General features: G+C 69.9%; 22 protein-coding genes. 10 read left to right on the forward strand and 12 right to left on the reverse strand.

Annotated elements, in window-relative coordinates; all coding sequences use genetic code 11:
• Positions 1-42 precede the first annotated feature (42 nt).
• The 4 genes from ACULPM_RS02620 to ACULPM_RS02635 all read right to left on the reverse strand — a co-directional run bounded on the left by ACULPM_RS02620 (position 43) and on the right by ACULPM_RS02635 (position 2,826).
• A complete protein-coding gene (locus ACULPM_RS02620) occupies positions 43-891 on the reverse strand; it encodes a PTS system mannose/fructose/sorbose family transporter subunit IID (protein WP_167929956.1) in 849 nt (282 codons plus the stop codon).
• Positions 891-1,760, reverse strand: a complete 870-nt coding sequence (locus ACULPM_RS02625) for a PTS mannose/fructose/sorbose/N-acetylgalactosamine transporter subunit IIC (protein WP_167929957.1) — start codon at positions 1,758-1,760, stop codon at positions 891-893. The genes ACULPM_RS02620 and ACULPM_RS02625 overlap by 1 nt, the downstream gene beginning before the upstream one ends.
• 90 nt (positions 1,761-1,850) lie before the next feature.
• Positions 1,851-2,348 (reverse strand): PTS system mannose/fructose/N-acetylgalactosamine-transporter subunit IIB, encoded by a 498-nt coding sequence (locus tag ACULPM_RS02630; RefSeq protein WP_167929958.1) that lies wholly within the window; start codon positions 2,346-2,348, stop codon positions 1,851-1,853.
• 46 nt (positions 2,349-2,394) lie between these two features.
• Positions 2,395-2,826: a PTS sugar transporter subunit IIA gene (locus ACULPM_RS02635; protein ID WP_167929959.1), complete on the reverse strand. Its 432-nt coding sequence runs from the start codon at positions 2,824-2,826 to the stop codon at positions 2,395-2,397.
• Between the two features lie 266 nt (positions 2,827-3,092).
• Here ACULPM_RS02635 and ACULPM_RS02640 point away from each other — a divergent pair, with 266 nt between their 5' ends.
• Positions 3,093-4,235, forward strand: coding sequence for an SLC13 family permease (locus ACULPM_RS02640; protein ID WP_167929960.1), 1,143 nt, complete (start codon positions 3,093-3,095; stop codon positions 4,233-4,235).
• Positions 4,236-4,442: 207 nt separating this feature from the next.
• Here ACULPM_RS02640 and ACULPM_RS02645 read toward each other — a convergent pair whose 3' ends face one another.
• From ACULPM_RS02645 to ACULPM_RS02660, 4 genes are all read right to left on the reverse strand, one after another.
• Positions 4,443-5,456 carry an alpha/beta hydrolase gene (locus ACULPM_RS02645; protein ID WP_445331782.1) on the reverse strand — a complete coding sequence of 338 codons (1,014 nt, stop codon included), beginning with the start codon at positions 5,454-5,456 and terminating at the stop codon, positions 4,443-4,445.
• 167 nt (positions 5,457-5,623) lie between these two features.
• On the reverse strand, positions 5,624-6,070 hold the full coding sequence (locus ACULPM_RS02650) for a low molecular weight protein-tyrosine-phosphatase (protein WP_445331781.1): 447 nt from the start codon (positions 6,068-6,070) through the stop codon (positions 5,624-5,626).
• 16 nt (positions 6,071-6,086) lie between these two features.
• Positions 6,087-7,583, reverse strand: a complete 1,497-nt coding sequence (locus tag ACULPM_RS02655) for a D-alanyl-D-alanine carboxypeptidase family protein (protein WP_445331780.1) — start codon at positions 7,581-7,583, stop codon at positions 6,087-6,089.
• Between the two features lie 8 nt (positions 7,584-7,591).
• Complete coding sequence (locus ACULPM_RS02660; RefSeq protein ID WP_445331779.1) at positions 7,592-8,521, reverse strand: undecaprenyl-diphosphate phosphatase; 930 nt, start codon at positions 8,519-8,521, stop codon at positions 7,592-7,594.
• Positions 8,522-8,707: 186 nt separating this feature from the next.
• On the opposite strand from ACULPM_RS02660, the gene ACULPM_RS02665 reads away from it, so the two are divergent.
• Positions 8,708-9,172: a universal stress protein gene (locus tag ACULPM_RS02665; protein ID WP_075278767.1), complete on the forward strand. Its 465-nt coding sequence runs from the start codon at positions 8,708-8,710 to the stop codon at positions 9,170-9,172.
• Positions 9,173-9,398: 226 nt separating this feature from the next.
• Positions 9,399-10,532 (forward strand): coiled-coil domain-containing protein, encoded by a 1,134-nt coding sequence (locus ACULPM_RS02670; protein WP_445331778.1) that lies wholly within the window; start codon positions 9,399-9,401, stop codon positions 10,530-10,532.
• 128 nt (positions 10,533-10,660) lie between these two features.
• Here the strand turns inward: ACULPM_RS02670 and ACULPM_RS02675 are convergent, their stop codons facing one another.
• On the reverse strand, positions 10,661-11,584 hold the full coding sequence (locus ACULPM_RS02675) for a DMT family transporter (protein ID WP_445331777.1): 924 nt from the start codon (positions 11,582-11,584) through the stop codon (positions 10,661-10,663).
• A 333-nt stretch (positions 11,585-11,917) separates the two neighbouring features.
• On the opposite strand from ACULPM_RS02675, the gene ACULPM_RS02680 reads away from it, so the two are divergent.
• The 7 genes from ACULPM_RS02680 to ACULPM_RS02710 all read left to right on the forward strand — a co-directional run bounded on the left by ACULPM_RS02680 (position 11,918) and on the right by ACULPM_RS02710 (position 22,136).
• Positions 11,918-14,845 (forward strand): insulinase family protein, encoded by a 2,928-nt coding sequence (locus tag ACULPM_RS02680; protein WP_445331776.1) that lies wholly within the window; start codon positions 11,918-11,920, stop codon positions 14,843-14,845.
• A 5-nt stretch (positions 14,846-14,850) separates the two neighbouring features.
• Positions 14,851-16,359, forward strand: coding sequence for a sensor histidine kinase (locus ACULPM_RS02685; protein WP_445331775.1), 1,509 nt, complete (start codon positions 14,851-14,853; stop codon positions 16,357-16,359).
• Complete coding sequence (locus tag ACULPM_RS02690; protein ID WP_445331774.1) at positions 16,352-17,062, forward strand: response regulator transcription factor; 711 nt, start codon at positions 16,352-16,354, stop codon at positions 17,060-17,062. The genes ACULPM_RS02685 and ACULPM_RS02690 overlap by 8 nt, the downstream gene beginning before the upstream one ends.
• A 192-nt stretch (positions 17,063-17,254) precedes the next feature.
• Positions 17,255-20,089, forward strand: coding sequence for a cation-translocating P-type ATPase (locus ACULPM_RS02695; RefSeq protein WP_445331773.1), 2,835 nt, complete (start codon positions 17,255-17,257; stop codon positions 20,087-20,089).
• Between the two features lie 4 nt (positions 20,090-20,093).
• Positions 20,094-20,747: a potassium channel family protein gene (locus ACULPM_RS02700; RefSeq protein ID WP_445331772.1), complete on the forward strand. Its 654-nt coding sequence runs from the start codon at positions 20,094-20,096 to the stop codon at positions 20,745-20,747.
• Between the two features lie 9 nt (positions 20,748-20,756).
• Positions 20,757-21,416 carry a potassium channel family protein gene (locus ACULPM_RS02705; RefSeq protein WP_445331771.1) on the forward strand — a complete coding sequence of 220 codons (660 nt, stop codon included), beginning with the start codon at positions 20,757-20,759 and terminating at the stop codon, positions 21,414-21,416.
• Between the two features lie 108 nt (positions 21,417-21,524).
• Complete coding sequence (locus ACULPM_RS02710; RefSeq protein WP_445331770.1) at positions 21,525-22,136, forward strand: helix-turn-helix domain-containing protein; 612 nt, start codon at positions 21,525-21,527, stop codon at positions 22,134-22,136.
• 312 nt (positions 22,137-22,448) lie between these two features.
• Here ACULPM_RS02710 and ACULPM_RS02715 read toward each other — a convergent pair whose 3' ends face one another.
• The 3 genes from ACULPM_RS02715 to ACULPM_RS02725 all read right to left on the reverse strand — a co-directional run bounded on the left by ACULPM_RS02715 (position 22,449) and on the right by ACULPM_RS02725 (position 25,144).
• Positions 22,449-23,051, reverse strand: coding sequence for a nitroreductase family protein (locus ACULPM_RS02715; RefSeq protein ID WP_167929973.1), 603 nt, complete (start codon positions 23,049-23,051; stop codon positions 22,449-22,451).
• A 99-nt stretch (positions 23,052-23,150) separates the two neighbouring features.
• Positions 23,151-23,978, reverse strand: coding sequence for a Cof-type HAD-IIB family hydrolase (locus ACULPM_RS02720; RefSeq protein ID WP_445331769.1), 828 nt, complete (start codon positions 23,976-23,978; stop codon positions 23,151-23,153).
• Positions 23,979-23,983: 5 nt separating this feature from the next.
• The gene (locus ACULPM_RS02725) at positions 23,984-25,144 is read right to left on the reverse strand and encodes a pyridoxal phosphate-dependent aminotransferase (protein ID WP_445331768.1); all 1,161 of its coding nucleotides are present in this window, start codon (positions 25,142-25,144) and stop codon (positions 23,984-23,986) included.
• Positions 25,145-25,468: the final 324 nt, after the last annotated feature.

A 25,468-nucleotide genomic window follows, 5' to 3' on the forward strand; every position in this document is an offset into this window, starting at 1 on the left:
CTTTGAAGGAGGGTATCGAGCTTGCGTGCGGTCGCGCGGGCCTTACGCGGCCGTGGCAATCGTGGCGGCGCCGAAGAAGCCGACGCAGGCGCCGACGAAGGCGATGGCAAGCAGGATCAGCATCGTGATGATGGGGCTGACCTTCTTCTTGGCCATGAGCCACCAGCAGAACACGGTGAAGATCAGGGGCAGCAGCTTGGGATAGATGCCGTCGAACGTGCCCTGGAGCGTGCCGCCGCCGGGGAGCTGGAGCGCCGTGGAGATGGAGACCCACGTGGCCGCAACGGCGCCGATGACCATGGTGCCCACGAGGACGATGGCCTCGCGCAGGGCCGTCGCGTCGGGGCCGACGAGGGCCTCGACCGCGTCGCCGCCGAGCTTGTAGCCGCGGAAGTACGCGAAGCGCATGCCGAAGTAGGCGAGCAGGTTCCAGACCACGATGTAGAAGATCGGGCCGAGCGGGTTGCCGCCCTCGGCGAGGCCCATGGCGATGCCGAGCAGGATCGGGATGAGCGTGCCGACGATGAGGGAGTCGCCGATGCCGGCGAGCGGGCCCATGAGGCCGGCGCGGATGCCGTTGATGGTGTCGTCGTCGATGGGCTGGCCGTTGGCGCGGGCCTCCTCGAGGCCGACGGTCACGCCGACGATCATGGAGCCGATCTGGGGCTCGGTGTTGAAGAACGCGGAGTAGGTCTGGAGGGCCTGGGTCTGGTCGTCCTTGTTGTCGTAGAGATCCTCCACGATCGGCAGCATGGAGACCAGGTAGCCGAAGGTCTGCATGTGCTCCTGCGAGAAGCAGGTGAGGTTGCCGTAGTACCAGTTGTGGAAGGACTTGGTGAGGGCCTTCTTGGAGACCTTGCGGCCCTGGGCCGCGGTGGTGTTGTCAGCCATTAGATATCCTCCTCATCCTCGTCGTCGACGGAAGCGGTGATGGCGCCCGCGGTGCCCACCTTGTCGAGCCTGGACTCGATCTTGGAGAGCTCGAACTTGATGAGCGCGAAGAAGCAGGCGATGGCGGAGCAGGCGATGAGGTTGGCGCCCATGACCGCCGCGAGCGTGAAGCCGAAGAAGAACGGCAGGAAGTCAGTGGCCTTGGTGATGACCTGCTTGAGCAGGATGGCGATACCGACGCAGGGAAGCAGCGAGCCCACGGCGAAGAGGGTCTTCATGGGGATGCCGTCCATGGGGAGGCTGTTGAGCAGCGTGGTCACCATGTCGCCGCCGAAGTAGACGATCACGAAGGTGGGGATGAACGAGCAGATGATGTGGGAGATCCAGGGCAGGACCATGTCCACGAGATAGAGCTTGTGGGTGTCGCCCTTCTCGAGCCACTTCCAGCCCATGGCCTGCCAGGCGAGGTTGACCGTCGCGGTGCCGTAGAAGAGGATGGCGCCGAGGGTGCCGCAGGTGGCGCCGAGGGTCGTGGCGAGGGCCGCCGCGTCGGCACCGGAGGGGTCGGCGGCGAGCGCCGGGTTGCCCTTGATGGCGATCATGGCCAGCGGGATGCCGATGTAGCAGGCCGCGCGGACGTCAGCGGAGACGGTGCCGCCCGGGGTGACGAGGGCGATGTAGACGACCTGAATGGCCATGCCCACGATGATGCCGAGCGTGATGTCGCCCAGGATGATGCCGACCACCAGGCCGGCCACGAGCGGACGTCCGAGCGTGTAGTTGCCGATGGACGTGCCGCCGAGGCCGGGCATCGATGCCAGGCAGGCGAACAGTCCCAGCAGAGCCGCCTGGAACACGTTGATTTCCATATGAACCACCTTTCCCGTGCTATGCCCCTCTCGGGGCGATTGCTATTCTCGCGGCGGACCCCCGGACGGCCCGCCACGCAGTGCAACGAGCTAGAAGCCGAACTGCCCGCGGAACTTGTCCCAGGTGCCGATGCCCTTGTCGGGGATCAGGCGGAAGTCGACGGTGTAGCCTGCCTTGGAGATGCTCTCGAAGGCCTGCGCCTCCTCCTGCGTGATGGACTGGTTGTTGCCCAGCTTGGTGGTGCCGGGGCGATCGTTGCAGGGTCCCACGATGACGGTCTTGACGTCTCCCGGCACAAATCCGAAGTTCACGAGGATCTCGGCCATGTCGAGCGGGTTCTTGGTGATGAGGAAGTAGCGCGTCTTGCTGTCGAGGACGGTCTGGGCCTTCTCCTTGAAGTGCTCCATCGTCCAGACGAAGGTCTTCTTGTCGGGCGCGGCGCTCTTGTAGGCGCTCTTGAGCACCGGGTTGGACGCCGCGGCGTCGTTGACGGCGATGATGCCGTCGCAGGGGTACTCAACCGCCCAGCGCGTGACGGTCTGACCGTGGATCATGCGGTCGTCGATGCGAACGAACGAAACTGCCATGTTCTTCTCCTTCTCTCAGGCGACGGATGGCCCGCCGCGCTTCTCGCTAGAGTTCCTCGTCCTCGTCATCCCCGCCGAGGTCGAGCTCGACCTCGCGCATGGCCGCCAGGCCCTCGGAGAGCGCGGAGGCGCAAAGGTCGGTCGGGTCATCGGACTGGAGGTCAAAGGCCGCGGTGAGCGCCATCGGCAGGCTCACGCCGCCGAAGGCGCGCGTGTGGGCGAGAAGCCCGCGGCCGGCGAGCACGTTGAGGGCATTGGTGAGGGGGGACCCGCCGATGATGTCGCCCATGACGATGACCTCGTCGCCCTCGCCGATCGGCGCAACGACCTTCTCCAGCTCGGCGACGTACTCGTCTGCGCCCTCGCCGTCGCGCAGGCTGCAGCTCAGGATGTCCTCGCGCTTGCCCACCAGCATGTCGAGCACGCTGTGCAGCCCCGGCGCGAACGTCCCGTGGCTTACCAGAAGCAGATACCTCATAGCAGCTCCCTCTCTCCTCGATTTGACGTCCTAGGCGTCCTGCCTACGCCCTTTCGACGATTTTGATTGTCGTTATTAACTATTAAGGGGGCAATCAGATAGTTGTCAGCGGTAACTATCCGTCGGTTAACGGTAGCAACTATTCCTGAACGCAACTATTCCAGGGCGAAACTTCTTTGTCTCAGGGTGCGACGGGCGCCGCCGCCCCCGTCAGGCCACATCGCTTACACTATCTCGGGCATTTTCGAAAGAAGGAGCGTCACCCCATGTCACAGGTCTTGGAACTCGTACGCCGCGACCCGGTGCTCGCGGCGGCGGCCGTGCTCGCCGTCGCGTCCTGCGCGCTCGTGCCGCCCGATGCCGGCTACCTCGAGTACGTGGACTTCCGGACCCTCGGCCTGCTCTTCTGCCTCATGACCACGATGGCCGGCCTCTCCCGGGCCGGGGTCTTCCAGGCGGCGGGGCGGGCGCTCGTGGCGCGGCTGAGCTCGGGCACCGGCGTCGTGATGGGGCTCGTCCTTCTCCCCTTCCTCGCGAGCATGCTCGTCACCAACGACGTCTCCCTCATCGCCTTCGTGCCGTTTGGCCTGCTCGTCCTGCGCATGCTCGGGATTGCCGACGCCTCAGTCTTCACCGTGGTCATGATGACCATCGCGGCGAACCTCGGCAGCATGCTCACGCCGATCGGCAACCCGCAGAACCTCTACCTCTACTCCGCCTCCGGGATGGGCGTCGGCGAGTTCGTGGGCCTCATGCTCCCCTACGCGCTGCTCTCCGCCGTGCTGCTCGTCGCCTGCGTCCTCGCCTACGGCGCATATCGCCACGGCCTGCCCGTCAGGGGCGGCGACCACGCCCTCCCTGCGGCGCGGGAGCTCGCGGCGGGTCGCGTGCGCAGGCGCTCCGTCGCCCCGTGGGCGGCGCTCTTCGCGCTGAGCCTGCTCGCCGTCGCGCGCGTGCTCCCCGTGCCGGCGCTTCTCGCCATCGTGGTGGCCGTGACGCTGGTCGCCGACCGGGATGCCCTGCGCGAGGTCGACTACGGGCTGCTTCTCACCTTTGTTGCGTTCTTCGTCTTCGTGGGCAACGTCGGGCGCGTGGGCGCGGTGGACAGCCTGCTCTCGTCGCTCGTCTCCGGAAACGAGCTGATCGCCTCCGTCGCGGCGAGCCAGGTGGTCTCCAACGTCCCGGCGGCGCTCCTGCTCTCCGGCTTCAGCTCCGCCTGGCCCGCCCTCATCGTGGGCACCAACATCGGCGGCCTGGGCACGCTCATCGCGTCGATGGCGAGCCTCATCTCCTACAAGCAGGTCATCGCCGAGGGGGCGGGCACCGCGGGCGCGTACCTGCTGCGGTTCACGATCATGAACGTGGCGTTCCTCGCAGCGCTCGTGGGGCTGGCGCTCCTTCTCGGCTAAGCGCCCCGGCAATGGGGCCGGATATCCCATCGGCAGGACGCCCTATTGGAGTTTGCACGAGCAAACGTGGCGAGAAAACCGGACTCTGAGGCAGCCAGTTCTGAGTTTCAGCAGGTCAGAGGGTACTCGAGTCCCACGACCCCCACGACTCAACCCGAGTTTGCACGAGCAAACGCGGCAGAGTCGCCCGCGGGGCCGCCGACGCAGCTACATCCAGCGCCCGAGGAACCCGAGTACGCAGCCCCAGTAGCGCTCCGGGTCGGCAAAGACCGCACAGCAGTGACCCGCTCCGGGGAAGAGCTCCAGCTGGTGGCCGTCGCCCGACGCGGCGAGCTCGCGGGCCATGTACGCGGGCACCACGCGGTCGGCCTCGCCGTGGATTATCAGGACCGGCACCCTCGTGCGGGCCAGGGCGTCCATCGGTCGCGCGAGCTGAAGATCATAGCCGCCACGCGCCCTCATGAGCCGACGCCGCGCCACGTCAACGAGCGGGTGAGCCGCGGCAGGCGGCGTGCCGAGCGAGCCCGTCTCCACGACGTTTTCCGCCGTGCGCCAGAAGTCCGTGTAGCCGGAGTCCGCCACGCAGGCGCGGACCTGGGGCGGCAGGTCCTTCTCGCCGCAGGCCATGAGGCACGAGGCGGCACCCATCGAGATGCCGGCGAGCGCCACGCGCGCGCCCTCCCCCGCCCGGGCCACCACCCAGCGGCACCACGCCATGAGGTCGCGGCGGTCGAGCCAGCCGGCGCCCACCCAGTCGCCGCCGGACTCCCCATGCGCGCGCAGGTCCACGAAGAGCAGGTTGAAGCCCGCCTCCGCATAGCGGCGCGCATAGGTGAGCCCGGTGCGCCAGTTGTCGTGGTAGCCGTGGACGAAGAGCAGCCACCGCGCGGAGCCAGGGTGGCACGCGAGCGCATGTCCCACGAGGCGCGTGCCGTCGTCCGAGGCGGCCTCCACGCGCTCGAAGCCCTGCGGCTGCGCCTGGAGCCAGCGCCACGTGCGGTTGGCCTCCTCGGCGCGGTCCCATTCGAGCACCTCGCCCTCGTGGGCGCTCACGCCGGGGGACATCTCACGCACGCGCGCGTCTCCCCCGCCGCCCAGGTATGGGCCCAGCTCCTCGTGGCCCGCATCGGGCTGATGGCCCAGGACGGCCGGCAGCAGCCTCGACACGAGCACCGAGGCGGCAAGGCCGCGCACCACGGACAGGCCCCGACATCCCGCCATTGCGTCACCCTCCCGTCGCTTTTCACGAGTCGCCGCACGGCCCCTGCAGGCGACTGCATCCCAACTCATAGAATCGCAAGGTCGCATAACCTGACAAATTTGCGAGAAAACCGGCAAAAATGTCGGGTTATGCGGCATCAGGATTCCGCCTACGCGCCCCTCATCCCCTACAACGCGGCCAGCAGGGCCTCGCAGCCCTCCAGGACGTCCCGATACGTGGCGTCAAAGTCCCCAGTGTACCAGGGGTCGGCCACGTCGCCGGGCCGTGAGGTCCAGTCGAGCAGGCGGCTCACCTTGCCGTCCGGGTCCCCGCCGAGAATGCGCGAGAGCCCCCGGGCGTTCTCCGCATCCATATAGACGATGTGGTCCCAGTCGGGGTACTCGTCGCGGGTCACGCGCCGGGCGCGGTGGCGACCTACGGGCACGCCCTCCGCGCGCAGCTTGGCCACCGTGCCGTGGTGCGGCGGGTTCCCCAGCTCCTCCGAGCTCGTCGCGGCGGAGTCAACGAGAAACTCGTCCCCTCGCCCGGCGAGCCTGACGAGCTCCTCCATCACGAACTGCGCCATCGTCGAGCGGCAGATGTTGCCGTGGCAGACGAAGAGTATGCGGGTCATGGCTCCTCCTGCCCCGTCACTTGAAGTGCTTGCCGCTCTTTGCCGAGGGCGGCTTCAGGCGCTGGCCGCCCGGGCCGGGAGCGATGGTGCGCCGCTCGCCCACCGCGATGGTGAACTGGTCGCGCCGGCGGCGCCTCCTGCCCGCCGCGGCCGAGACAAGCCCGATCACCACGAAGACCGCCACGACGACGCCCGCCACGATGCCCATGTGGACGGGGTCGGAGCTGACCCACCAGATGGCGTAGTCCACGAGCGAGAGCTCCATCGCGCTCTCCGCGGAGACGCGAACCGTCCCGAGCGTGCGACCGTCGAGCGAGATGGCGGCCTCCCCGAGCGAGTCCCCCTTCTCGATGGGGGCCTGGAACGCCCCCTCCCACGAGGGCTCGACGGTGAGGTCGGCGATCGTCGTCCCGCGCGGGAACGTGGTGACGATCGCGTCGTCAGAGCGCGCGCCCACCTCGTCGCCGTCGGAGGAGAGCGTCACCTCCGCGGAGGCGACCACGTCCCCCGCGGACACGACCTCGCCCGTCTCCCACGCGCCGAAGCCCCACTCGAGCAGGGAGCGCATGTCGTAGTAGTTGGGGGTCACGCCGTCGGCGTCCTCCTCGTCCGACCCGCCGAGGACGACGGCGGCCAGACGCATGCCGTCCTTCTCGGCGGCCACGATGAGGCACTTGCCGGCGTCATACGTGAAGCCCGTCTTGCCCGCCACGACGACGTCGCCCATGTAGACGGGGCTCTCGGGGTCGAGCAGCAGGTCCGTGGTCGTGATCGTGCGCGTCGGGTTCTCCCCCGTCGCGGGCATCTCCCAGGTGGTGCTCCCCGCGATCTCCTGGAACGCGGGGTAGGCCATCACGGCCTCGAAGATGGTCACGAGGTCGCGCGCGGTGGTGTAGTGGTTGTCCTCGGCCAGGCCGCACGGGTCCGAGAAGTGCGTCGAGGTGCAGCCGAGCGACGTCGCCTTCTCGTTCATCATCCCCACGAAGGTCTGCCAGTCGCCGCCCACCGCGCGGGCGAGCACGTACGCGGCGTCGTTGCCGGACGGCAGGAGGAGCCCCGCGAGAAGGTCTCGCACCGTGAGGACGTCCCCCGCCTTGAGCCCCGCCGTCGTGCTCTCGGCGGTCACGTGCTCGAAGTCGCCCTCCTCGACGGTCACCACGTCGTCGAGGCTCGCGTTCTCGAGCACCACGAGGGCCGTGAGGATCTTGGTGATCGACGCCGGGGTGCGCTGCTCGTCGGCCCCCTGCTCAAAGAGCACGTAGCCGGTGTCGCGGTCCACGAGCAGCGCCACCGGGGACGAGAGCGCGGGCGGCTCGTCGGCCGAGTAGGCCGGGGCCTCGGCGGCGGGCGTGTCGGTGGCCGGGGCCTCGGCGGCCGGGGCCTCCTCGACCACGGCGACGGGCTCGGCGTCGTCCTGCGCCCGCGCGACGCGGGGCACGCCGGCGGCGGCCAGCGCGAGCGCCAGCGCCAGCGCCGAGGCGAGCGTCCTTCTCGCCATGCGACTCCCCCTCACGCCGCCTCCTATCCCACGAGCGCGAACCATGCGATCACGGCCGCGCCGAGCACGATGCGATACCAGCCGAAGGGCTTGAAGTCGTGCCGGCGCACGAAGCCCATGAGGAAGCGGATGACCGCGATGGAGACCACGAAGGCCACGGCGCAGCCCACGCCGAGGACCGCCGCCTCGGTGCCGGAGAACATGTTGCCGGCGAGGAAGTACTTCACGAGGCGCAGCGCGCTCGCGCCGAACATCACGGGGATGGCGAGGAAGAACGTGAACTCCGCCACCGCGGTGCGCGAGCAGCCGAGCAGGAGGCCTCCGATGATCGTGGAGCCGGAGCGCGAGGTGCCGGGCACGATCGAGAGCACCTGGAAGAGGCCGATGCCGATGGCGGTCTTCCAGTCGATGTCGTCGACGGTCTGGATGCGCGCCTCGGCGTCCGCGAGGGCCGGCGCGCCGGCGCCCTCGGGCAGCTCGGGCGCGGCGAAGTGCCTTCCTCCGCGCGGGCCCTGCGCGGCGAGCTCGGAGGCGCGGCGCTCGCGCACGGTCTCGATCACGATGAACGTGATGCCGTACACGATGAGCGCGGCCGCGATCACGAACGGGCTCCCCAGGTTGGCCTCCATCCAGTCGTCGATGGGGATGCCGATGACGGCGGCCGGCACGCACGCCACGACCGTCTTGGCCCAGAGCGTCCAGGTGGCGCGACGCTCGAAGACGTCCTTCTTCCGGGAGAACGGGTTCAGCTTCCCGAAGAAGACCACGCAGACGGCAAGGATGGCGCCGAGCTGGATGACCACGAGGAACATGTTCCAGAAGTCCTCGGAGACGTCCAGCGTGAGGAACTGGTTGAGCAGCAGCATGTGACCGGTCGAGGAGATGGGCAGCCACTCGGTCACGCCCTCCACGAAGCCGAAGACCGCCGCCTTGACGAGCTCGATAAGATCCACGGTTTAACCTTCCCACTCGATTTGGACCGGACCTATTTTCGCCCGAGGGCGCCCGGAGGGGCGGGGCAACGCGGCCGCCACCGAAAAACTACGCCGTTTGGCGAGAAGAACCTCACGCCTGCGGAACAACGGGCATAAGAGAGGCAACCCGCAGCACAGAGCCCGCGGAAGAGGAAAGGAGCCACCATGGCCGACACCGCAGCCCAAACCTATGAAGACCTCGGCTACGACAGGATCTTCGTCTCCCTGGACGGCTCCGACCAGCAGGACAAGGTGCTCGACCGCGCCATCCTGCTCGCGGCGAACGACAACGCGGAGCTCTACATCGGCCACGTCATCGACTCGACGGCGCTCGAGGCCGCTGGCACCTTCCCGGTGGACGTCGTGCCCTCGCTCGAGAAGGCGTTCCGCGAGTCCATCGACGCCAAGGTGCGCGCCGCCGAGGCCAACCCGAGCATCAAGAAGGTCGAGGTCATCGTCCGCGCCGGCAGGATCCGCGAGACCATCAAGGACGAGATGCTCGACGTCATCAACCCCGACCTCGTGATCTGCGGGGCGCGCGGCCTCTCCTCGATCAAGTACGCGATCCTCGGCTCCATCTCCACCTTCCTCACGCGCAACACCGAGTGCGACACCCTCGTCATCAAGTAGTCACGCCGCCGCGTCCGCACCCCCCCGGGCGCGGCGCGCCCACGAGCCTCCCTCGCCCCGCAGGCCCCCGACCTGCGGGGCGAGCCATGTCACGGGGTGCCGCGCGCCGGCCCAAACCCTCAACCAAGTGATGAAGGTTCGGTGATACGCGGCGCCAGACCGTAAAATAAGAACGTTGTGATCGTGAAGCCCGCCGCGCGGGACCCTACTGAGGGGGTTTCTGCCCTTGTCGTCCGAGACACGCACCCGACAGCACGTCCGCACCGCCCTCGTCGCCGGCGCGCTGAGCGCCGCCCTCGCCATCCCGCTCGCCGCCTGGCCCGCCGTGGCCCGCGCCGACGCGACCAGCGAGCTCCAGAGCGTCCAGCAGCAGATCCAGGAGGGCAACCAGGCCTACGACGAGGCCACGGCGCGCGTCGAGGAGCTCCGGGCCCAGATCGGCGAGAACGAGGCCCGCGTCGCGGAGCTCGAGGCCGAGCTGCCCGCGCAGCAGGAGCGCGCGGAGGACTCCCTGCGCGCCCTCTACAAGATGCAGCAGGGCTCCGGCAGCCTGATCGACCTGCTGCTCTCCGCGGACGACTTCTACCAGCTGCTCTCCACCATCCAGTACCTCGACGTCATCCAGTCCAACAACAACGACGCCATAGAGGAGCTCCAGGCCTCCATGAAGGAGCTCGACCAGGCGCGCTTCTCGCTCAACTCCCAGATGGAGGAGGCCGAGCAGGAGCAGCAGCGCGCCGAGGAGGCGCTCGAGCAGGCCAACGCCGCCCGCGCCGAGCTCGAGGCTGAGATCGCCGCACAGGCCGCCGCCGAGGAGGCCCAGCGCCGCGCCGCGATCGAGGCCGCGCAGCGCGCCGCCGCGGAGGCCGCCGCGCAGGCCGCGGCAGCCGCCGATGCCGAGGGCGAGCAGGACGTGACCTTCACCACCGAGTCCGGCACCCAGGCGCCCGTCGAGGTGCCCTCCTCCCCCGACGCGGGCAACGTCGACTGGAGCAGCGACAAGGCCGCCTTCGTCGCCGAGTGGTCCGCCCGCATCGACGCCTACCTCGCGGGCTCCCCGCTCGCCGGGCAGGGCACGACCTTCGCCGAGGCCGCCTGGGAGTACGGCGTCGACCCGCGCTTCTCGCCCGCCATCTCGATGATCGAGAGCACCCAGGGCCGCTACTGCTTCCTCCCCCACAACGCCTGGGGCTGGGGCAGCTCGAGCTGGAACAGCTGGGAGGAGGCCATCTGGGACCACGTGGCCGGCCTCGCCGCGGGCTACGGCGGCCAGCTCACCTATGCCGGAGCGCAGAAGTACTGCCCGCCCAACGCCGACTACTGGTACGCGGGCGTCCTCGCCAACATGGAGCGGATCTAGCGACCCGCCCGTTCTTCTCGCCATACGCGGAACGGCTCAGCATGCCCCCGCGCACGGAACCCGCCCCTCGGGCCTCGAATCCGTGCGCGGGGGCATGCTCGTCAACATGAACGAGGCGCGGGTGCCCGCTAGGCCGTGAGGTACACCATCGCGATGATAAGGCCGAAGCCCACGATCTCCGCGGGCGAGAAGGACGTGCCCAGCCACGCGACCGTGGCCACCGTCGCCGTGACCGGCTCGATGGTCCCGAGCAGGCTCGCGCGCATGGAGCCGGCGTCGTGCACCCCCTGCAGGTAGAGGGCATACGCCCCGAAGGTTCCCACCACGACGCAGCCCACGAGCACCGCCACCGCAAGCGCGTCGAGCTCTGGCATGTGCTCCCAGGGCCGATAGGCCGCGGAGAGGATGAGCCCCGAGGCGAGAAACGCGAGCCCGTTGACCGTGAAGTTCCCCCACCGCGCCATCGGGCGCGCCGGCAGGATGGAGAGGCACGCCGCCGCCCCCGCGCAGGCGAGCCCCCAGAAGAGCCCCTCGGGCGGCAGGCTCAGCGACCCGGGGTTGCCGCCCGTCGCCACGAGGTAGGTCCCCACCAGGGCAAGGACCACCCCGAGCGCCTCGCGGCGGCGGGGCCGGCGGCGCGTGCTCACGCACACGAACGCGAGCACGAGCACCATGCCCAGGCTCTGCATGATCGTGGCGGTGGCGGAGTTGGTCCAGTCGATGGCCTCGAGGTAGGCCACCTGCGAGAAGAGGATGGCCCCCAGGCTCACGCCCAGGATGGCGGCGAGGTCGCGCGGGTGGCGCCACACGCCCGCGAGCTGCTCCCGCCCGCGGGAAGTGGCGGCCGCGGCCGCGAGGAAGAGCCAGCATGCGGAGAGCTCGCGCACGCAGACGAGCCAGAGCGGGTCGATGGCGTAGGCGTCCATGAGCCACTTGGAGACGGTGCCGTTGAGGCCCCAGAAGGTCCCTCCCACGAGCGTCGCCACGATGCCGCGGCGCACGCGACGGCGGCGCTCGAGGTCTCTCTCAGACAGCTGGTTCTTCTCGGCCACGTGCCCTCCCCTGCTCGTTACGGCCCGCGATAGCCTACCATCTTCCGGGCCTTTCCCGCCCATCAAATCTCTCCGCGGATTTCTGGCACTTTCAAGGGTCTCAGAGGGCCCCAAAGTGCCAGAAATCCGCGGAGAGATTTGATGCGTTCCGCTGGCGTCAGGTTTGTTTGGCGCGCCGCCATGCCACTGGCGTCAGGTTTGTTTGGCGCGCCGATAGCGGCGTGCCAAACAAACCTGACGCCAGTGGCATGGCGGCGCGCCAAACAAACCTGACGCAAGCGGAACGGCCTCCTGCGCTATGCTCAGCTGAGAGAAAACGACAAGGGAGGAACCATGAGCGAGAAGGACTTTCTCGCGGCGGACCCCGCGCTCGCCGTCGGCACGCGTCACGCGGGGTTCACCGTCACCGGCGTCGAGCGCCTGCCCGAGATCTCCGGCCACGCCTACCTCATGCGCCACGACGCCACCGGCGCGCGGGTGCTCTGGCTTGCCTGCGCGGACGTGAACCGCGCCTTTGCCATCGGCTTCAGGACGCCCCCGGCCGACGACACGGGCGTCTTCCACATCATCGAGCACTCGGTGCTCTGCGGGTCGGACCGCTACCCGGTCAAGGAGCCCTTCGTCAACCTGCTCAAGACGAGCATGCAGACCTTCCTCAACGCCATGACCTTCCCCGACAAGACGGTCTACCCCGTGGCCTCCACCAACGTGGCCGACCTCGAGAACCTCATGGGCGTCTACCTGGACGCGGTGCTGCACCCGGCCATCTACCGGCGCCCGCGGATCTTCGAGCAGGAGGGCTGGCACCTCGAGGTGGCTGACGACGGCTCGCTCAGCTACAACGGCGTGGTGTTCAACGAGATGAAGGGCGCGCTCTCCGACCCTGACGATACCCTCTACCAGGCCGTCGGCCGCGCGCTCTTCCCCGACACCTGCTACGGGCACGAGTCCGGCGGCAACCCGCGCGCCATCCCGTCGCTCACCTACGAGGCCTTCCTCGACGCTCACGCGCGCCACTACTCCCTGCCCAACAGCTACACGGTGCTCTACGGCGACCTCGACATCGACCGCGAGCTCGCCTTCATCGACGAGCGCTTCCGCGGGGCCGCGCGGCGCGGGGCCGGCGCGCCCAACCCGCTCGAGCTCCAGGCGCCGGTGCGCGCCGAGCGCACGACCCTCGAGATGGCGACCGCCCCCTCCAACTCCTCGGTCGGGCTCGCCTACGTCGTGGGCACCGCGGCGGAGCGCACGCGCGTCCTCGGAGCGGACATCCTGCTCGACGCGCTCTGCGGCTCCAACGAGGCGCCGCTCAAGCGCCGGGTGCTCGACGCCGGGCTCGCCGACGACTTCTCCGCCATCCTCGTGGACGGCGTGCTCCAGCCGCACGCGCTCCTCATCCTGCGGGGCCTGCGCGAGGGCGCGGGCGAGAGGTTCCGCGCGCTCGTGGAGGAGACGTGCGCCGAGCTCGTCGAGGGCGGCATCCCGCGCGACAAGCTCGAGGCCTCGCTCGCCCAGGCGGAGTTCAACCTGCGCGAGGGCGACTTCGGGGGCTACCCCGACGGCGTGGCGCTCTCCATAGCCGCGCTCTCCGGCTGGCTCTACGACGACGATCGCGCCCTCGACTACCTGCGCTACGAGGACGCGCTCGCCGAGCTCAAGCGCGGGCTCGACGAGGGCTACTTCGAGCGGCTCCTGCGCGAGCTCGTCTGCGAGAGCGGGCACGCCGCCGAGGTCGAGCTCGTCCCGGTTGAGGAGGGCGACGACGCGGAGGAGGCCGCGGAGCTCGCGCGCCTGCGCGCGGGGATGGGCGAGAAGGACCTGGAGGCCGTGCGCGCGGAGGTCGCGGCGCTGCGCGCCGAGCAGGAGGCGCCGGACGCGCCCGAGGCGCTCGCCACGCTCCCGCAGCTCACGCCCGCCGACATCGAGCCGCCCGCGCCCGAGCCCGCCCCGCTCGAGGTGGAGGCGCCCCTGCCCTGCGTGGCCCACGAGCTGGACACCCACGGCATCGACTACGTCTACCACTACTTTGACCTGCGCCGCCTCCCCCTGGAGGAGCTCTCCTGGGCGGGCGTGCTCACCGACCTCCTGGGCCGGCTCGACACGGCACGCCACACGGCCTCCGACCTCGACACCCTCGTTGAGACGAACCTCGGGAGCCTCGACTTCTTCTGCGAGACCGCCACGCGCGACGACGACCTCTCCTTCGCCGCCCCGCGCCTCGTGGTGGGCGCCTCGGCGCTCTCCGAGAAGGTGGGGTCGCTCGCCACGCTCCCCTCGGAGGTCTGGGGCGAGACGAGCTTCGAGGACCTCGGGCGCATCCGAGACATCCTCACGCAGCGCAAGGTGGCCCTCGAGCAGTACTTCGTGGGCTCGGGGCACGCGGCGGCGAGCCAGCGCGCCAACACGTACTTCTCGGCGGCCGCCGTGGCGTCGAGCCGGATGGGCGGCCTGGACTACTACCTCTTCCTGCGCGACCTCCTCGCACGCTGGGACGAGCTCTCGCCCGAGCTCCCGGGGCGCCTCTCGGCGCTGGCGGCGCGCGTCTTCACCGCCGACGAGGTGACCGTGAGCTTCACGGGCTCCGCCGACGACCGCGCGCGCTTCTGGGAGGCGGGCGGGACGCTCGGCCTCGCCCGCGCGGGCGAGGTGGCGCACGCCCTTGCGATCCCGACTCCCGAGCCGAGGAACGAGGGCTTCGTCATCCCGTCGCCCGTATGCTACGTGACGCGGGCGTCCGGGCGCTCCGCCGCGGACGCCGGAGCCCCGGGCCAGTGGGCCGTCGCCGCGCGCGCCCTCTCCTACGACTACCTCTGGAACGAGGTCCGCGTGAAGGGCGGGGCCTACGGCTGCGGGTTCAAGCGCTCGACGGAGGGCCTCACGCTCTTCTGGTCGTTCCGCGACCCGTCCGTGGACGCCACGCTCGCCCGCTACGACGCCGCCGCCGCATGGCTCGCCGGCTGGGAGCCGACCCCCGAGGAGCTGGACGGCTACGTGGTGGCCACCGTCGCGGCGCACGACGCCCCCCTGAAGCCGCGCCAGCTCGCGCGGCGCCAGGACGCGGCGCGCTTCGACGGGCGCCCGGCCGGCTGGCGCGACGCCGTGCGCGAGCAGGAGCTCTCGGCCACGGCCGAGGGCCTGCGCGGGCTCGCCGCCGCCCTCGCGGACGAGGGCGCGCCGCGCGGCGTCTGCGTCTTCGGCGGGCGCGAGGCCCTCGAGGCGAGCGGGCTCGACCTCCAGATCACCGAGCTCGTGAGCGAGTGATCCCGGTGCTGCGGAGGGACGGCCCCCTCGCGTCGCTCCTCGTGACCGCGGGCCTGCTCGCGGGCGCCACGCTGCTCGGGGCGGCGTGGCGCGCGGCGGGCCTCCAGGAGGCCACGGTCGTGGTGACCTACGTGCTCGCCGTCATCGGCGTGGCGCTCGCCACGCCGGGCGGGCCGTGGTGCCTCGCCGCCTCCGCGCTGTCCGTCCTCGCCTTCAACTTCTTCTTCGCCGCGCCGACGCTCTCCCTCGCGGCGCTCGACCCCGCCATGCCCGGGACCTTCGCGGTGATGTTCGTCGTGGCGCTCGTGGCGGGGCACCTCGCCGCCCGCCTGCGCCTCCAGGCCCGCGCGGCGGAGGCGGCCCGCGAGCGCACCCAGGCCCTGCTCGACCTCTCCCAGCGCCTCCAGGACTGCACCGCGGGGGCGGACGTCATCGCCGCCATGGCCACGGCCGCCACGGGGACGCTGGGCCGCTCGCTCGCCTGGTACCCGACCGCCGGCGACGGGCGCGGGCTCGGCGAGCCCACGTTCTTCTCGGCAGACGGCTCGTCGGTCGTGGAGGAGGGCGCGGTCGCGCTGCGCGCGCTCGCAAACGGCGCCCCCGCCGGGGCCGGGACGCCGGCCTTTGGCTCGGCATCCGGGCTCTACCGGCCCGTCGGCCCCGCGACGTGCCCGCACGGCGTGGCGGGGGTCGTCCCCGCAGCCGGCCTCTCGGCGGAGGAGCGCGACCTCTGGGGCTCCGTCTGCGGGCTCGTGGCCCTTGCGCTCGACCGCGTGGACGCCCTCGAGCAGCGCGAGGAGGAGGCGGTGCGCGCCCGCGACCAGAGGACCCGAGCCGACCTCCTGCGCTCCATCTCGCACGACCTGCGCACGCCGCTCACCTCGATCGCGGGCACCGCGGACGTCCTTCTCGAGGCGGGGCCGTCGCTCGACGACGCGGCGCGCGGCCGCCTGCTCGCCGGGATCCGGGACGACGCCCGCTGGCTGCGCGACACCGTGGAGAACCTCCTCACGGTCACGCGCCTCGAGGAGGGAGGGGTGCGCCCGCTCGCGGACGTGGAGCTCGTGGACGACCTCGTCGAGGAGGCCCTGCGACACGCCGCGGCCGACCCCGCGCACCCCGTGCGCTTCGAGCCGCCCGAGGGGCCCCTGCTCGTGCGCGCCGACCCGTCGCTCGTGGTGCAGGCGCTCGTGAACCTGGTCAACAACGCCGTGGCCCACACGCCGGCCGGCTGCGCCGTCACGGTCTTCGCCGCGCGCTCGGGCGCGAGCGTCGAGCTCTGCGTGGCCGACGACGGCCCGGGCATCCCGGATTCCGAGAAGGACCGCATCTTCGAGGCCTTCCACAGCGGCTCGGGCACGCTGCCCGACGGCACCCGCAGCGCGGGCCTCGGCCTCTCCGTCTGCCGGGCCGTCGCGCGGGCCCACGGGGGCGGCATCCGCGTCCGCGACCGGAGGCCCCACGGCTCCGTCTTCGTCCTCTCCCTTCCCGCCGAGGAGGTTCCCGATGTCTGACGCCCCACGCGAATCCGCGCTCGTGCTCGTCGTGGAGGACGACCCCGCGATCGCAAACCTCGTCCGCACCGCGCTCGAGTCGCACGGGGCCCAGGTGGCCGTGGCCGGGACGGCGCAGGAGGCCATCTCATGCGCGGCCGAGCTCTCGCCCCGGGTCATCCTGCTCGACCTGGGCCTCCCGGACGCGGACGGCATCGAGGTCGTCAGGCGGGTGCGCACCTGGTCCCAGGGCCTCCCGATCATCGTGGTCTCCGCGCGCGCGGAGGACGCGGACAAGATCGGCGCCCTCGACGCCGGTGCGGACGACTACCTCGTGAAGCCCTTCTCGGTGGGCGAGCTTCTCGCCCGCGTGAGGGTGGCGCTTCGCCGCGCGAGCCACGAGCCCGGCCCGCCCGAGTCGCCCACCTTCGAGAACGGCGGGCTCACGATCGACTACGCGGCCGGGATCGCCCGCGTGAGCGGGGAGGAGCTCCGCCTCACGGCCATGGAGTACCGGCTGCTCGTCCTTCTCTCCAGAAACGCCGACAAGGTCCTCACCCACCAGTACCTGCTCGAGCACGCCTGGGGCGAGGGGCAGGTGGGGGACCTCGCGTCGCTTCGCGTGCTCATGGCGTCCCTGCGCAAGAAGCTCGCCCGCGCCGGGGCGGACGGCCTCATCCAGACCCACGTGGGCGTGGGCTATCGCCTGCTCCGCTCCTCCTGACGGCCCGTCATCTCCGTCAGGCCGCCCCACCTGCGGCGTTAATGCGGTCTTTATGCCGTTGCACCCTCTCTTAACAGGGTCTTTATGCTTGAGGCGTGACATTTTGACCGTATGCACGGCCGTCGCGGGCAGCCCCCGCGCGCTGACCTACCCTAGCCGCGTACGACAGCAGCGAGTAGGGAGGGCGCGATGATGGCCAACGGTCAGACGCAGCCCGTCGCCGTGCAGAGGCTCACGGCGGACAGGGTCTTCTCGGCGCTGGGGACCTCCGCGGCGGGGCTCACGCAGGCCGACGCCGAGGCCCGTCAGGCAAGGCAGGGCAAGAACCTCATCCAGACCGAGAGGAGGAAGTCCCCGGTCCTGGCGTTTCTCTCCAACTTCACCCACCTCATGGCATGCCTCCTGTGGGCGGCGGGAATCATCGCCTTCGTGGCGGGGCTGCCGGAGCTGGGCGTGGCCGTGTGGATGGTGAACCTCATCAACGGGTGCTTCAGCTTCTGGCAGGAGTACCGCGCCGGAAAGGCGACGGACGCCCTCAAGAAGATGCTCCCCTCCTACGCCACCGTCATCCGCGACGGCCGGGAGCAGAAGATCCTCGCCGAGGACCTCGTGCCCGGCGACGTGATGGTGCTCGCGGAGGGCGACAAGATCTCCGCCGACGCCCGCGTGGTGCGCGCGAGCGACCTGCAGGTCAACCAGTCCACGCTCACCGGCGAGTCCAACCCCGTGCGCAAGACGGCGGACGCCGTGCTCGAGGAGGACCTCACGCAGGCGGAGACGCCCAACCTCGTCTTTGCGGGGACCTCGGTCTCGGAGGGCAACGGGCGCGTCGTGGTCACGCGCATCGGCATGGACACGGAGTTCGGCAAGATAGCGCACCTCACGCAGAACATGGAGGAGGCCGAGAGCCCGCTGCAGCTGCAGCTCAACCGCACGACCAAGCAGATCACGGTCTTCGCGGCCTGCATGGGCGTGGGCTTTTTCGCCCTCGACCAGCTCTTCGTGGGAAGCGAGTTCGCGGCGGCCTTCATCTTCTCCCTCGGCATGGTCGTGGCCTTCATCCCCGAGGGGCTCCTTCCCACGGTGACGCTCTCGCTCGCCATGGCCGTCCAGCGCATGAGCAAGAGAAACGCCCTCGTGAAGAAGCTCAACTCCGTGGAGACGCTCGGGTCGTGCTCGGTCATCTGCACGGACAAGACGGGCACGCTCACGCAGAACGAGATGACAGTGAGGCGCCTTTGGGCCGTGACGGCCGAGTACGAGGTCACGGGCGTGGGCTACGGGCCCGAGGGGGAGGTGCGCGTGGCGGGCCACCGCATGCAGGCCGCCTACGACGACGACCTGCGCCTGCTCGTGACCGGCGGGGCGCTCTGCTCCAACGCGCGCCTGCTCCCGCCCGAGGAGGAGGGCGGGCGCTACACCGTGCTCGGTGACCCCACCGAGGCGTGCCTGCTCGTGGCCGCCCAGAAGGCGGGCGTGGACCCCGCCGAGCAGGAGCGGGCGTGGCCGCGCGTGCGCGAGCTTCCCTTCGAGAGCCGCCGCAAGCGCATGACGACGATCCACCAGCTGCCCGAGCCGCTCGACGGCGCGCGACGCGTGGCCTTCGTCAAGGGCGCCCCGAACGAGATCTTGCGCCTCTCGACCCGCTGCCGCGCCTACGAGCAGACCGTCCCCATGACCGACGAGCTGCGCGAGAAGATCGCGGCGGCCAACGACTCCTACGCCGCCGAGGGCCTGCGCGTCCTTGCCGTGGCCTATCGCCCGCTGCGCGCCGACGACGAGACGCTGCCGCGCTCGGTGAGCGCCTACGAGCCGGACAACATCGAGCGCGACCTCGTCTTCGTGGGCCTCGAGGTCATGCAGGACCCGCCGCGCCCCGAGGTCGCCGACGCCGTGGAGCAGTGCCGGCGCGCCGGCATCCGCGTCATCATGATCACCGGCGACTACGGCCTCACCGCCGTCTCCATCGCGCGCAAGATCGGCATCGTGCGCGGCGAGCGGCCGCGGGTCCTCTCGGGCGTGGAGCTCGAGCGCATCAGCGACGACGAGCTCAAGGAGGCCCTCTCCGGCGAGGTGGTCTTCGCCCGCATGGCGCCCGAGCAGAAGCTCCGCGTGGTCGAGAACCTCCAGCAGATGGGCGAGATCGTGGCCGTCACGGGCGACGGCGTAAACGACTCCCCCGCCCTCAAGAAGGCCGACATCGGCGTGGCCATGGGCGTCACGGGCACCGACGTGGCCAAGGAGGCCGCCGACATGGTCCTCACCGACGACAACTTCGCCTCGATCGTCCACGCCATCGAGGAGGGCCGCGCGGTCTACGCCAACATCCGCAAGTTCATGCTCTACATCCTGAACTCCAACATGCCCGAGGCCGTGCCCTCGGCCGTCTACCTGCTCTCCGGCGGCGCGGTGCCGCTGCCGCTCACCACGATGCAGATCCTCACCATCGACCTCGGCACGGACATGCTGCCGGCTCTGGGCCTGGGGTGCGAGGCTCCGGAGGCCGACGTCATGGACCGCCCGCCGCGCGACCCCAAGGAGCCCCTGCTCACGGGCAAGCTCATGCGCAAGGCCTTCCTCTGGTACGGGCTCATGGGCGGCGTGGTCTCCATGGCGGCCTACCTCTTCGCGCAGCTGGAGGCCGGGTGGGCGCCGGGAGCCGAGATGTTCGGCGTGGGCGCCGACCTCGACCCCGTCTACGTGCGCGCGACGACCATGTGCCTCGCGGCGATCGTGTTCGCCCAGATCGGCCAGGTCCTGAACTGCCGCACCGAGACCGCCTCGGTCTTCTCGCGAGGGCTCTTCTCCAACCGTCACATCAACGTCGGCATCGTCTTCGAGATCTGCCTTATCGTGTTCATAACGCTCTTCCCGCCCTTCCAGGCGGTGTTCCACACGAGCCCGCTCGGGGCCTGGGACTACGCGTTCCTCTGCTGCCTGCCGCCGCTCGTGCTCGCGATCGAGGAGGCCAGGAAGGCCCTGTTCCGTCACGTCAAGCGGCGCCGCGAGGGCGCCGAGGGGAGGTAGTGCCATGAACGTCATCGTAGTGGGCGCGGGCCACATGGGACGCGGGCTCGCGGAGCGCCTGAGCCGCCAGGGGCACGACGTCACCGTCATAGACCGCGACGCCGAGGAGCTCGACGAGCTCGACGAGGGCTTTGCCGGCAGGCGCGTGGTCGGCGTGGGGTTTGACCGGGAGGTCCTCGCTGAGGCGGGGGTGGAGCGCGCGAGCGCCGTCATCGCCTGCACCTCATCCGACGAGGCCAACGTCGTCATCGCGCGCATCGCCCGCGGGACGTACCGCGTGCCGCGCGTGATCGCCCGGCTCTATGACATCAGCAAGGCCGAGACGTACCGCCGCCTGGGCATCCAGACCATCTCCACCACCGACTGGGGCATCCGCCACGCCTGCGAGCTCATCACCTACCAGGAGATGGACACGGTGCTGGAGATTGGGTCGGGGGACGTCCAGCTCGTGCGCAGCGACGTCCCGGCCCTTCTCGAGGGGCGCCCCGTGCGCGAGGTCACGGCCATCGGCGAGGTTGAGGTCGTGGCGGTGTCGCGCAACAACGAAACCTTCATCCCCACCCTGGGGACCGTCCTTGAGCACGGGGACGTCGTCTACGCGGCCGTGGCGTCGAGCGCCTCGGCGAAGTTCCGCTACATGCTCGGCACGAGCGCGTAAGGAGGGGCCATGGACATCATCATCGTTGGCGGCGGGAAGACCGGAACCCATCTCGCGGCGCTGCTCGCCGAGGACGGCTACCGCATCCGCATCATCGAGTCCCGCAAGGGGCTCGTGCCCCGCCTGCGCGACCAGTTCGGCGAGCGCGACATCATCCTCGGCAACGGCGCCGACCCGCTCACCCTCGAGCGCGCCGGCATCCTCCACGCGGACGTCGTGGTGGCGGCGACGGGCTCTGACGAGGTCAACCTCGTGGTCTCCACCCTCGCCAAGATGGAGTACAACGTGAGCCGCGTGGTGGCGCGCGTGAACGATCCGGCCAACGCCTGGATGTTCAACGAGTCCATGGGCGTCGACGTGGGCATCAACCAGGCGGACATCCTCGCGCGCTCCGTGCAGGAGGGGCTCGACCTGAAAGACGTCTTCACGATCCTGCGCCTTGGCAAGGACGGCCACGCCGTCGTGCGCGTGGAGGTGCGGCCCGGCTCGCGCGTCGTGGGCGAGGCGCTGCGCGACGTCGAGCTGCCCGGCCAGACCATCCTCGTTGCCATCGACCGCGAGGGCGACATCATCGTCCCCAAGGGGGGCACCCGCTTCGCCGCGGGCGACAAGATCATCGCCTTCACCGACGCCGAGGGACGCTCGCGCCTCCATCGCGCCTTCGCCTAGGGAACATCCCAGAGGCGCGTTTTCGCCGGCAGGCGGCCTGCACAAGACTTTTGGCAGCGGAAGACGGCCCCCTCTCCTACGCTTGAGGCCGAGGAGAGGGGGCTTGCCGTGGACATCTCCAACCAGATTAGACGCCATCGAACGGAGCGCGGCCTCTCGCAGGAGGAGCTTGCGCGGAGGCTTTACGTCTCGCGCAACACGATCTCAAACTGGGAGTGCGGGAGAACCTACCCCGACGCCCAGAGCCTCATGCTCATGAGCGCCCTCTTCGACGTCTCGATAGACTCCCTCGTGAAGGGCGACCTCCCCGAGATGCGCGAGAGGGTCGAGTCCTGGGAGGCCCGCGCGATGCTGGCCCTCGAGTGGGTGGTGTGGGTCGGCGTCGGGCTTCTCATCCTGGTGATGGTCGTTGGCTCGAGGCTCTGGGGGCCCATCGTCCTTCTCGCCACGCTGCCCTTTGCCCTGCTTCTCACCATGGTCGACGCCGCGCTCGAGTCCTGGCAGGAGGAGCATGACATCTATGCGTACCGCGAGGCCCTCGACCTCGCGCGCGGAAAGGGCCCCGAGCGCGGGCGGCGCGGAGCTTGGACGAGGTTCGTCACGGCCTTTCGCGCGCTTGGCCCCTGGGTCAGGATGCTTCTCCTCTGGGGCTTCTTCCGGGGCGCTTGCGAGCTGGCCATGCCCCTCGTCACGGACATCCTGGACGCGCTGGGAATCTAGCCTCGGAGCGGCCCTTCGCCGAAACCTTGCGAAAGCATAAGGCGCACGCAACCTTGCGCGATGGCACCCCGTCGACCGGCGCCGGACAATGGTCCCAGCAAACCGGAGAAAGGGGCCCTCGATGATCCAGCAGCTCTACGTCCTTCTCGCCACGCTCGCCACCCTGGTCGTACTGGGGCCCATCGCGCTCTGGCCCGTTCTCGAGGAGCGCCTGGACGGAGCCAGGTAGCGGAGCCCAGGTCGCATAACCCGACATTTTTGGCTAAATCTCGCCGATTTTGTCAGGTTATGCGACCCTGTCGGCACGGCCCTCTAGACGAGCAGGTCCTCCAGCCGCAGCTTGGGCACGCAGTGGGTACCGTCGGGCTCGCGCCAGTAGGCGAGGCCGTGCTCGGTGTCCGGGCCCTCGAGCAGGACCTTCTCGCCGCGTCCGCCCACGGCCAGCACGAGGGCGGGCACGAGCTCCTCCGGCAGCGCGAGCTCCTCGGCGAGGCCCGCGTCGAAGCTGCGGATCATGCAGCAGCCGAGGCCCCGCGCACAGGCGGCGAGCGCCATCGTCTGCGCCGCGATGCCCACGTCGATGAGGCGGACGGGATTGTCCGCAAGCTGGGCGGGAAGGCAGATGATCACGTAGCCGTGCGGGCGCTCCCCCGGGGCGGGCCCGTCCCAGTCCCGATAGAGCGCCGCCCAGCGCAGGTGGCCGAACACGGCGTCGCACGCGTCGCGCTCCCCGACCACGCGGAAGCGCAGCGCCTGCATGTTGTTGCCGCACGGGGCGAGGCGCGCCGCGTCGACGAGCCCCTCGAGCACCGTCTTGCCCACCTGGCGGTCGCTGAAGCGTCGATAGGTCCGCGACGCCGCCACGAGGTCCCTGAACTCCATCCCGTTCATCCAGCTCCCCTCTCTGTCCGTCATTTTGGGACGTGTTTTTTCTTGCAGCAAATTTGGGACAGGTTTCCGCGCTCCCGCCAAGACCTGTCCCGTTTTCTCTGAGAGAGAAAACACGTCCCCTTTTTACAGAAGGCCGAGGCGGGCGCAGGCGTTCCAGATGCCGTCGTCGTCGACGTGGTCGGTCACGTACGTCGCGGCGGCGAGCGCCTCGTCGTTGCCGTTGCCCATGGCCACGGACGTCCCCACGGCGCGGAACATGTCCACGTCGTTGCCGCCGTCGCCGAAGGCCACGCACTCCTCGGGCGCAAGCCCCAGCTCCTCCATCACGATCCGCACGCCCACGTCCTTGCCGCCGGAGTCCGGCATGACGTCGGCAAAGACGTCCGACCAGCGCGTGGCCTTGCAGTGGCGCGTCTGGTCGAGAAGGACGCGCTCCTCGCCGGGGTCGACGAAGAGGTTCAGCTGGTAGACGTCGTTCCTGAGGGCCTGCTCGACGTCGCCCGCCTCGTAGTGGTTGTGCGTGAGCTCGGTCATCTCCCGCAGGCGGTCGTCCTCGGCGTGCGCGTACATGCGGCCGCGCTCCATGAAGAGGCAGTTGTAGAGGCCGGCCTGCGTCTGGCGCACCGCCGTCTCCACGTCGCGCGGGTCGAGCGGGTTGGAGTGCACCGTGCGCCCGCCCACCTCGACGAGCTGGCCGTTGAAGGTCACGAACACCTTGAAGTCGGCGAGGTCGACCTTGTCGAGCAGGTAGTGCGTGCGCCCCGTGGCCAGGATCGGCATGACGCCCGCCTCGGCGAGCCGGCGGATGGCCTCGCGCGTGGAGGCGGGCTCGGCGTCCTGCGAGAGGCTGAGCATCGTGCCGTCCACGTCGAAGAAGGCGGCACGGATCGGGGCCGGCGTAGCCCAAGAACCGCGTGCGGCGGGCGTGGGGCCGAGGCTCTTCTCGCCCACGCGCGTCACATCCCCGCCGCGGCGATGGCGGCCACGGCCTCGCGGAGCTCGTCGGGCGGCATCACGAGCGCCATGCGGACATAGCCCTCGCCCGAGGGGCCAAAGCTCGCGCCCGGGGTCACGATCACGCCGGAGCGCTCCATGAGCTCGAGCGCGAAGGCCATCGAGTCGGTCCCGCCGCCCGGGATGCGCGCCCACACGAACATCGAGCCGTGGGCGTTGGGGCGCTCCCAGCCGATTGCCTCGAGGCCGTCGCAGAGGGCGTCGCGGCGCTCCTGGTAGAGCAGGCGCTGGTGCTCAACGGAGTCGCGCGGGCCCGTGAGCGCCGCGATAGCAGCGTCCTGCTCGGGGTAGAACATGCCAAAGTCCACCTGGCCGCGGAGCTTGCGCGCGGCCGCCACCACGTCGGGGCGACCCACGAGGAAGGACAGGCGCGTCCCCGTCACGTTGAAGGACTTGGAGAGCGAGAGGAACTCGACGCCCACCTCGGCCGCGCCGGGATACGCCAGGAAGGATCCGCCCGGCTCGCCGTCGAAGACGATGTCGGAGTACGCGTTGTCGTGAATCACGACAAGGTCGTGCGCGCGGGCGAAGGCGATCGCCTCCTCGTAGACCTCCGGCGTGCCCACCGAGCCCACGGGGTTGGCGGGAAGCGAGAGGATCAGGTACTTGGCGGCGTCGGCGACCTCCGCCGGAACCTCCGAGAGGCGCGGCAGGAAGTCGTGCTCGGCGGTGAGCGGATAGTAGGCGGGACGGGCCCCGGCGAGCAGCGTGGCGTTCTGGAAGACGGGATAGCACGGGTCGGGCACGAGGCCGACCTCGCCCGGGTCGGCGAGCGCGGCGCAGACGTAGCCCAGGCCCTCCTGCGTGCCGCGGCAGCTCATGACCATGTCGGGCGTCACGCCCGCCACGCCGAAGCGGTCCTCGTAGTAGGAGCAGACGGCGGCGAGAAGCTCGTCCTTGTCGTGCAGCGAGTACTTCCAGTTGGCGGGGTCCGCCGCGCTCTCGCGCAGCGCCTCGACCACATGCGCCGGCGGCTCGAAGTCGGGCGTGCCCACGGAGAGGTCGTACACGCGCCGCCCCTCCGCCTCGAGCGCGCGCCGCCGCGCGTTGAGCGCCGCGAACACCTCGTCGCCGAACAGGTCAAGTCGCCTGGAGAAATTCATGTGGCCCCTCCCGTGCTCTCGTGACGGGGCGCCGGGACGCCCGTCACCCGTCTCCTCTGTCAGAGAACTCTACTCCTTGGCCGGTGCCTGCCGCTCGCCGTCCCGCTCACAGAAACATCAATGTCAATTTGAGCCAATGCTTTTTCCTGACGCGTTTTGCCTACCTGCACGGATATGGCTTATCGACAGCATTTCGACTGGTTGTCAACAATATCTTGTGTTTTTGTTAATGCCACACCACCACCAGTTGTGCCATAGTAGTCCGTGCACAACTACGAGGACATACGCGCCGAGCTGGGCGGCGCCCACGAGGAAAGCGAGAGG

Source organism: Thermophilibacter sp. ZX-H3 (assembly GCF_052599055.1).